The organism is uncultured Dialister sp. (assembly GCF_900541605.1).
GTDB lineage: Bacteria > Bacillota > Negativicutes > Veillonellales > Dialisteraceae > Dialister.
Map to the genome: position 1 here is coordinate 1 of NZ_UQKJ01000081.1, position 8,670 is coordinate 8,670.

At 54.7% G+C, this 8,670-nt stretch carries 8 protein-coding genes; 2 read left to right on the forward strand and 6 right to left on the reverse strand.

Features of this window, described 5'->3' with window-relative positions; all coding sequences use genetic code 11:
- Positions 1-233: hypothetical protein (locus QZR21_RS06495; protein WP_296974464.1), on the forward strand; the 233-nt coding region annotated here is incomplete at its 5' end.
- Between the two features lie 36 nt (positions 234-269).
- Here QZR21_RS06495 and QZR21_RS06500 read toward each other — a convergent pair.
- From QZR21_RS06500 to nikB, 6 genes are all read right to left on the reverse strand, one after another.
- Positions 270-1,499 carry an S-layer homology domain-containing protein gene (locus tag QZR21_RS06500; RefSeq protein ID WP_296097813.1) on the reverse strand — a complete coding sequence of 410 codons (1,230 nt, stop codon included), beginning with the start codon at positions 1,497-1,499 and terminating at the stop codon, positions 270-272.
- A gap of 137 nt (positions 1,500-1,636) precedes the next feature.
- The gene (locus QZR21_RS06505; protein ID WP_296974467.1) at positions 1,637-2,449 is read right to left on the reverse strand and encodes an ABC transporter ATP-binding protein; all 813 of its coding nucleotides are present in this window, start codon (positions 2,447-2,449) and stop codon (positions 1,637-1,639) included.
- Complete coding sequence (locus QZR21_RS06510) at positions 2,446-3,231, reverse strand: ABC transporter ATP-binding protein (RefSeq protein WP_296097817.1); 786 nt, start codon at positions 3,229-3,231, stop codon at positions 2,446-2,448. The genes QZR21_RS06505 and QZR21_RS06510 overlap by 4 nt, the downstream gene beginning before the upstream one ends.
- A gap of 399 nt (positions 3,232-3,630) precedes the next feature.
- The gene (locus QZR21_RS06515) at positions 3,631-5,205 is read right to left on the reverse strand and encodes an ABC transporter substrate-binding protein (protein ID WP_296974471.1); all 1,575 of its coding nucleotides are present in this window, start codon (positions 5,203-5,205) and stop codon (positions 3,631-3,633) included.
- Positions 5,206-5,455: 250 nt separating this feature from the next.
- Positions 5,456-6,286 (reverse strand): nickel transporter permease, encoded by an 831-nt coding sequence (nikC, locus tag QZR21_RS06520; protein WP_296097821.1) that lies wholly within the window; start codon positions 6,284-6,286, stop codon positions 5,456-5,458.
- A gap of 2 nt (positions 6,287-6,288) precedes the next feature.
- A complete protein-coding gene (nikB, locus tag QZR21_RS06525) occupies positions 6,289-7,233 on the reverse strand; it encodes a nickel ABC transporter permease (protein ID WP_296097823.1) in 945 nt (314 codons plus the stop codon).
- Between the two features lie 838 nt (positions 7,234-8,071).
- Between nikB and QZR21_RS06530 the strand changes: the two genes are divergently transcribed.
- A complete protein-coding gene (locus QZR21_RS06530; protein ID WP_296097825.1) occupies positions 8,072-8,263 on the forward strand; it encodes a hypothetical protein in 192 nt (63 codons plus the stop codon).
- Positions 8,264-8,670 lie beyond the last annotated feature (407 nt).

Sequence of the window (8,670 nt, forward strand, 5' to 3'; positions counted from 1 at the left end):
GAGGCTCTCTTCTCAGAAGAGAGCTGCCCACCGGGCTGAGAGATGGTGATGGAACCGGCCCGCAGGGCCTGACCCCATCTATCGTCTATCTTCTATCATCTATCGTCTATCAGCCGGGCCGCCAATCATCCGATGATCCGATATCTTCACCGCGAAGCGGCTATCCGGCTAAAGGCTCAAACCCCCCATACGTTCGCACCACCCTCAGCCACTCCTGCGGTGATTTTCTGTAAAAAAAGAAGCTCCCTGGGAGCTTCTTTTTTCATGCATCAGAACTTGTAGTTCAGCCCCAGGGTCCATGCATTGTCATCGTAGCCAGCTTTCTGGTCTTTGATATTAAATACATATTCCCCGTGGAGGGAGACATTCTTCTGGAGAGCCACGTCGCCGAAGACGCTCCAGTATTTAATGCTCTTATCCTTCTCGATAGCCCCCCAGAAGTCCTGGGCATCGTAGGTGGTGCCATCGAGGTTGGCATTGCTGCCTACCTTGTTGTAAGCCACATTGAGGTCGAAGGTGCCCGGTTTCTTGGAGCTGAAGTTGCTGTATCCCAGGCCTGCCTGCCAGGAGTTGTCCGCTTTTTTGGCATTGGAATCCCAGTATTCGCCGAAGAGGCGGAATTCATCCATGGGGATGGCCAGGTGAGCGCTCCAGATGCTGTCGAAGCCCATGGCACTCTTTGCCTGGTCACCGGCAAATTTGATGTAGGTCGCATCGAGGGCTGCGGCGCCAAAGTTATAACCTGCCTGTCCGATGAAGGCATCATAATTAGAGGTATCGAAGCTTTCATTCTGGTTGCTCAGGAAACGGCCATAGCCTGCAGATGCGTGGAAGGCATCTTTGTTATAGCCCAGGATAGCGCCTTTCAGCTGGTAATCGTACATGAAGCCATCATAGATGGTGACGGGGATGCGGCCCAGAGAGAGGTTTGCATCGCCAAAGGAATGGTTCACATAGAGCCAGTCCATGGAAGTCTGTCCATCGGAGGCCTTCGGGTTCTTGAACCACATCTGGGTTTTCAGACGGCCCTGTACGTAGGTGAAATCATTGACCTGGCCCTTTACTTTGATACGCATACGGCCCTTCCAGTCGTCCGCCTTGTTTTCTTTGGCATTATTCACATACCACATCTTCGCATCGCCGGACCAGTAGAGGTTGCCCACTTTCTTTTCCAGGTTGCCTACACGGACGCCCAGGTTTGCCAGTTCATCAGCGTATTCACCGGCCAGTTTATCCAGGGTGGCACGCTGCTCTGCATTCAGCTGGTCTTCCTTAGCCATGAGGCGGGCAATGATCTGGGCCAGTTCATAGCGGGTCATGTTCCGTTCCCCTTTGAATGTGCCGTCCGGGTACCCCTCTACCACGCCCTGGTCGGAGAGGTCAGAGACCGCCTGGTAAGCCCAGTCATCGGGGGTAACATCGGAAAAGGGATTGGCTGCCATGGCGGAAAGGCCGCCGGCCAGGGCTGCTGCTGCAGCCAGTGCAAGAATTTTCTTCATAATATCCTCCATAAAAACAGTGAAACAGGAAATATATAAACTGCCCTGATGAAGGAAGACTATGGAGAGTGACCGTGTTTCCTCTCTGTCTCTTCCTTCCCCTGTGTCGGGCAGTACAGGGCTCTATGTTATCGGACTCAGCCGAAAAGTTCGTCCGGGAGGACCTTGTTTTTCCCTTCTTCGATGGTGAAGACAGAAGCCAGGAGCTTTCTGGAATAGGGATCCTTTGCCTCCGTGAGGTCGTGAATCTTTTCCACCACTTTCCCATGCTGCATGATGACGATGTTATCGCAGAACATATTGGCCAAAGCCAGGTCGTGGCAGATGAAGAAGTAGGCCACCCTCGTCTCTGCCTGCAGCTTGTGGAGCAGTTCGATCACCGTCTTCTGGACAGACATGTCCAGGGCGCTGGTAGCTTCATCGCAGATGATTATCTCCGGCTTCAGCACCAGGGCCCGGGCGATGGCGATACGCTGCCGTTGGCCGCCGGACATGTTATTGGGATACCGGTCCGCAAATTCTTCCGGCAGGTCCACGGCACGCAGCATTTCTTTCGCCTTATCTTCCACGTCATCCTTATCGATGAGTCCATAATTCAGGAGGGGCTCACAGATGATTTCCTTCACCCGCTGCTTCGGGTCGAAGGCGGTGGAGGGATCCTGGAAGACCATCTGGATATGTTTCCGTCCCTCCCGGAGTTCTTCTCCCTTTAAAGAGACCATATCCTCCCCGTGGAAGAGAATCCGGCCGCCGGTGGCGCTGTAAAGGCGGGTGAGGATCTTGGCCAGCGTAGATTTCCCGCTGCCCGATTCCCCTACGATGCCCAGGGTTTCCCCTTTATGAAGGCTGATATTGACATGGTCCGCCGCCGTGAGCATCTTGCCGCCGCCCAGGTCGAACACCTTGCAGACATCCTCCATCCGGAGTATTTCTTCTCCATAACCCTTCATGCGATCCTGCCTCCCAGTACCGGTACGGCGGAGAGAAGCATCTTCGTGTATTCTTCCTTCGGATGGTAAATGACATCCTCCGCTTTTCCGTATTCCACGACCCGCCCGGCTCTCATGACCATGATGTTGTCCGCCATGTAAGCGGCAACACCCATGTTGTGGGTCACGATGATAATGGCGGTATTCATTTTCTTTCGGACTTCCATCATTTCTTTGACAATGGCGGCCTGGGTCGTCACATCCAGGGCGCTGGTGGGTTCGTCGGCCAGAAGCAGCTTCGGATGGAAGGCCATGGCCATGGCGATACCCACCCTCTGCCGCATGCCGCCGGACAGTTCAAAAGTATAGCTCTTCAGGATCTGCTCCGGGTCCGGGAGACGGACCATGGCGAGCATTTCCACCATCCGGTCATGGGCTTCCTTTGCATCGGTCATCCCGTGAAGAGCGAGGTACTCCCGAAACTGGACCCCGATGGTCCGGATGGGATTCATCATGGCGCCGCTGTCCTGGAAAATCATGGAAACATCCTTCCCGTCCAGCTGACGGTGCACTTCGGCGGACTGCTGCTGGGTATCTTCCCCTTCGAAGAAGAGGTGCCCCTCGGCAATGTGTCCGCCACCGGGCAGCACGTGCTGGATGGCACGGATCACCGTGGTCTTTCCGGAACCCGACTCCCCGACGATGGCCAGGATTTCCCCCTGGTCCAGGGTAAAGGATACATGGCGTACCACGGGATCCGTATCTCCATAGGCAATGCCCAGGTCGTTTACTTCTAATAGCATGTATTGGCTCCTGTATGTAGTAAAAATGTAGAATGAAAAACGTTAATAAGTATGTGGGCCTTGGGCGGAATAGCCGCTTCGCGGCGGATTCCAGGTGGCTGAGCGTCGTGTGAACGGGTGGGGGCTTTTAGCTGCTAGCTGCTGGCTTCTAGGAAAGCTGGTCAGCCTGCGGCGCTTTCCGTCAATTCCCATCAGCTAACCTCAGCCCCGTGGGCAGCTCCTTCCCAAGGAAGGAGCCTCCTGTAGAGTCATTTGTCCGTTTAGGGGGGCTGGAGTCATCAGGATTCCATCGGCGGCGGAGCCGCGGAACCTCAACTCTCAATTCTCAACTCTCAACTCTTTTTTTCAGTGCATAGCCGCTATCCGCCTAGACCTAGATCTAGATTCTCAAATCTTCTCTTACTCCGCCGGCATGATGTCCTTGGTTACCCAGTAGTAGTCGCAGGGCTTAATGTCTGCGTTCTTGACTTTCTTATTGGAGATCATATTGGTCTGCGGGTAGCCGAATACCAGGGTGGCTGCGTCGTCCTGGATGATCTTTTCCATCTGGATAATGATTTCCCGTCTCTTAGCCGAATCGAATTCGGAGGCCAGCTGGTCGGAGAGGGCATCGTAGGCGGGGTTGCTGTAGCCGGAGCCGTTCTGCGGGTTGCTGCCGTTTACGTTGGTCTTCCAGTACATGTTCACGAAGACTTCCGGATCCCCGGCCTGTTCGGCGAGGACGTTGGAAATGAGCATGTCGTATTCGCCGCGGGTGCCGATGCCGTCGAGGACGTTGTAGTCCACGTTCTTCAGGTTCACCTTGATACCCACTTTCTTGGCATCAGACTGAGTGGCTTCGGCGAAGAGCGGGAGTTCTGCACGGCCGCTGTAGTAGATGAAGTCCACTTCCAGGTCCTTGCCGTCCTTATCCACGTAGCCGTCGCCGTCGGTATCTTTCCAGCCTGCGTCAGCCAGCAGTTTCTTTGCGTTTTCTACGTTGTAGTTATCCGGATATTCCGCTTTCAGCTGGTCAAAGCCGTAGTCAACGGACGGCGGGAGCAGCGGGCCGCCGGGGGTGAAGGTGTCTTTCAGGAGCACCTTGCAGTAGGTATCCCGGTCCAGGGACTGGAGGAGCGCCTTTCTCACGTTCTTATCAGCCAGGGGCTTGCCGGCGGATACGTTCAGTCTTGCCAGTACGTCGCGGATAGAGGAAATGGTGCTGGTGGTGAATTTACCCTGGTCCTTGAAGAGCTGCATATCTCCGGGGGCAATATTGACAGCCACGTCGATTTCGCCCTTCTGGAGAGCCATGGCACGGGTATTGGGATCATCGATGGTATTGATGACCGCATGGGCAAAGGGAACCTTGTCATAGTAGTTCGGGTTCGCATCCAGTTCGGTCTTTGCTTTGGAGAAACTCTTTACCATGTAAGGACCGGTGGAAATGGGGCCCTGTTTTGCGAAATCCACTTTTCCATCGGAAGCGGTATCCACAATGATGAAGAGGGGGTCACCGAGCATGCCTGGAAGGGTAGCCACCGGTTTCTTCGTGTAAATGGTCACATTCTGGCCGTCAGCGGTGATGTGGTCCAGTTCAAACATGGCCTTCGCCCGGGGTGCCTTGGCAAAGGTACGTTCAATGGATTTCTTCACCGCTTCACCGGTGACCGGGGTGCCATTGGAGAACTTGATATCCTTGATCTTGAAGGTCCAGGACATTTTATCGTCGGATACCTTCCAGCTTTCGGCGATCCAGGGTTCCGGATTCATCTTGTCATCGAAGTGGACAAGGCATTCACCGATGCCGTAACGCATAACCTGCCAGCCGAAGTAGTTGTCCGTCGGTTCCAGGCTGTCTGCGAAGTTCGTGACACCTACGGTGAGGGTATCCTTGGCTGTCTTGGAGCCGGATCCGCCGCCGCATCCTGCAAAAGCAAATGCCATGAGAGCGGCTGCTGCCAGAACTGCACCTTTTTTGTAAATCGATTTCATTGTTTGTACGCTTCCTTTCTGATGGAAAAATGTATGAACAGGAGCCGATGACATCATCCTGCTCCGGTAAAACGGAATAAAAACAGAGTTGAGAATGGAGAGTTGAGGTTCCAGGCGGAGATATGGATGAGCATGGGTGTGAACGGGCAGCCGCTTCGCGGCTATAGCCCTCGATCCCGGTCTCGGCCTCGATCTTACCTGCGGCACAGCCGCAGACCCCTATTCTTATTTCTGACCGCAAAGCGGCCCGTTATCCTTCATTTCTCGGGTCCAGCACGTCCCGGAGGGCGTCGCCCCAGAGGTTGAAGATGACTACGGAGAGGAAAATCGCAAAGCCCGGGAAGAACATGAGCCACGGCGCCGTCTGCAGCTGCTGGCGACCTTCATTCAGCATGAGACCCCATTCCGGTGCCGGCGGCTGGCTGCCGAATCCCAGGAAGGACAGGCCCGCCAGTTCCATCATCATGGCGCCGATATCCGCCACCGCCGTGATGACGAGGATAGGCACAATATTCGGCATAATGTGGCTCCAGAGGATATGGGCATTCGTGCCGCCGCTGACGATGGCGGCATCCACGAAATCCCGTTTCTTGATTTTCAATACCATGGACCGGGAGAGCCGGGCGTACTTCGTCCAGGTCACCGCGGTGAGGGCGATCATGGCGTTGATCAGGCTGCCGCCCATGATACCGGCGATGGCGATGGCCAGGATGACGCCGGGGAAGGAAATCATCATATCTGCGATACGCATGATCACCGTATCCACGATGCCGCCGAAGTAGCCGGAAATGATCCCCAGCGTGGTGCCCACGCAGAAGATAATGACCACCAGCGCCAGCACGCTGGACAGGGAGTAAGCGCCGCCGTAGAGGATACGGGACAGCACATCACGGCCCAGTTTGTCCGTGCCGAAGAGATGGGCCGCCGAAGGAGCCTGGTTCGCATCCTTCATCACCGCCTCCAGGGGACTGTAGGGCGAAATCACCGGCGCCAGGAGAATAATGGCGATGAGCAGCACCACCAGCAGGGTAGTGATGCGGAAGGACCGGTTTTCCTTGAATCCTTTCCAAAGATTTTCCACGATTACCGGCCTCCTTTCCGAAGTCTCGGATCCAGGTGATGGTAGGAAAGGTCCACCACCAGGTTAATGACCATGTACATGAAAGCAATCCAGAGGACGATGGCCTGCACCGTCTGGAAATCGCGGTACGTAATGGCTTCGACCACCATGTACCCCAGGCCGGGCCAGGAGAATACGATTTCCACCACCGCCGCGCCGCCGAGGAGGGAGCCGAAGGCCAGGCCCAGCAGCGTCACCAGGGGCAGCAGGGCATTGGGCAGCACTTCCTTCCAGAGGATGTGGGATTCCGAGAACCCCCGGGCCCTGGCGCCCATGACGTAGTCCTGGTTCAGTTCCTCCAGCACCGTAGCCCGGACCTGCCGGGTGTACTTGGACGTCATCACCACGCCCAGGGTCACCATGGGAAGGATCAGGTTTTCCAGGGAAATACTGCCGCCCACGATGGGGAGCACCCCCAGCTTCAGGGCGAAAATCCAGAGAAGCATGAGGCCCATCCAGAAGTTCGGCACCGACACGCCAAGGAAAGAGAACCCCCGAATGAGGTAATCAAACCAGGTATTCTTCTTCACCGCCGTATAAATGCCCAGGGGGATGGAGAAGACCAGCATGAAGAGAGTGGATGCCAGCGCCAGGATCACCGTAGCCGGCAGGCCCTGGAGCAGCGCATCGAGCACCGGCTTCTTCATCATGAAGGAATAGCCGAAATTCCCGTGCAGCACACGGCCCAGCCAGTCCAGGTACTGGAAAATGAAAGGCTTGTCCAATCCCAGCTCATGGCGGAGCGCATCGATTTCTATCTGACTCACCACGATATCTTCATTGCCGGCGATCATCTGCCGCACCGGATCCCCCGGCGCCAGCATGACCAGACAGAACGTAATAAAGCTGATGCCCAGGAGGACAAGAACCATTTCCCCCAGCCGGACAGCAAGCTGCCTCTTTCCCAAAATTGACCATCTCCTGTACTTCTGAAAACATCCCCCTTCCCTCCGGAAGAGGAGGTCCGCCGGCGGCGGCACCTGAAAAATCCCACGAAAAAAGCAAGGCCGGAAACAGGGACCTTGTCGGACAAACAATAAACAAATGGAACTTTTTACCCCAAAAAGCAGATAAAGAGTTGTTTCCTTAAAACTCTCTAAAAATAAAATAGAAAGAACCGGGACCGCAGCCTTCTTGACGGGCCATCTGATCCCCAAACAGCGGCGCCATCGGCGCCCCGCTCATTACTGAGACAGTATATCATGGTCTAATAATCTTTGCAATATAAAATTTTATATTTTCTTTATCTTTTGCAAGTATTATATAATTTTATGATTTTGAAATCAAATAGTTTGTGCGGTAAAGTGCAGGATTGTATACCTTAGTCCATCTGGTTACAGCTGACAGCGGACGGCTGACTGATTCGTGTCATAGGCTGGATGGGTTGGCTTGAATAGGTTGGATGGGTTGAATGGGTTGGATGGGTTGAATGGGTTGGAGGGGGGTTGAATCGCTTGAATCAACCTTACCAGCCTGCCCCACTGTCTCACTATCCCACTATCCCACCAACCCACCAACCACAATTCAAAAGGCGGCGCTTCCCAATCTGTGCGCCGCCACCACCATTCCTCATTCCTAATTCCTCATTCCTAATTTTTCCCGCGCCGCCACCTGCGCCCCTTCGCCGCAGGCGTTACCCTTCAGCCACCATCCCACTAACTCACCAACTCACCAACCCACCAACCCACCATTCCTGCCACATTCTGTCACCTTCCGGAGTAGAATCATAAGTAAGAGGTGATATCCATGGCAAAAATCATTCCATTCAAAAGCATGGACCAGCTGATAGGTGAAAAAATCATGGCCGCCAACAAAATCAGCCACGACTACCTCTTCAGCCTCACAGAAGCCGACCTCCGCCGCCTCTCCATGATCGGAAGGGCAGCGTATGAGAGAAAGCTGAAAGAGAGAAAAAATCGAGGCCGAGATCGAGATTGAGGGGGAAAAGTGAGTTAGTGGGTTGGTGAGTTAGTGAGTTGGTGAGACAGGGGAACGAGGCTGACAGCTATCCGCTTACAGCTGACCGATTTCTCTCGTCCCCCCGTCATTGCGAGCGGTGGCAAGGGGACTGGATTCGCAGGGAGCCAAAAGCGACTGAGAATCCAGTGACACGCTTCCCCTCGGGTGTATCGCGCCGTGATGACACTGCATCCAAGAATCGCTACAGCTTCGAGGAGCCCCGAAATCTTTCTTGCTTTCGGGAATACAGGGATTTTTAACCGCAGTCAGCGTTGTAAAACCGTCAGAGGCATTAATCTGAGAGCCGAGTATCCGCCTGCGGCGCTTCCATCAGCTAACCTCCGTCTGCTTCGCAGCCACCTCCTTCCCAAGGAAGGAGGCTATCC

Excerpts from the sequence above, each read along its gene's own strand:
- QZR21_RS06505 (WP_296974467.1), bottom strand. The coding sequence starts at position 2,449 with ATGAAGGGTTATGGAGAAGAAATACTCCGGATGGAGGATGTCTGCAAG.
- QZR21_RS06530 (WP_296097825.1), top strand. The coding sequence starts at position 8,072 with ATGGCAAAAATCATTCCATTCAAAAGCATGGACCAGCTGATAGGTGAA.
- QZR21_RS06510 (WP_296097817.1), bottom strand. The coding sequence starts at position 3,231 with ATGCTATTAGAAGTAAACGACCTGGGCATTGCCTATGGAGATACGGAT.
- QZR21_RS06500 (WP_296097813.1), bottom strand. The coding sequence starts at position 1,499 with ATGAAGAAAATTCTTGCACTGGCTGCAGCAGCAGCCCTGGCCGGCGGC.
- QZR21_RS06515 (WP_296974471.1), bottom strand. The coding sequence starts at position 5,205 with ATGAAATCGATTTACAAAAAAGGTGCAGTTCTGGCAGCAGCCGCTCTC.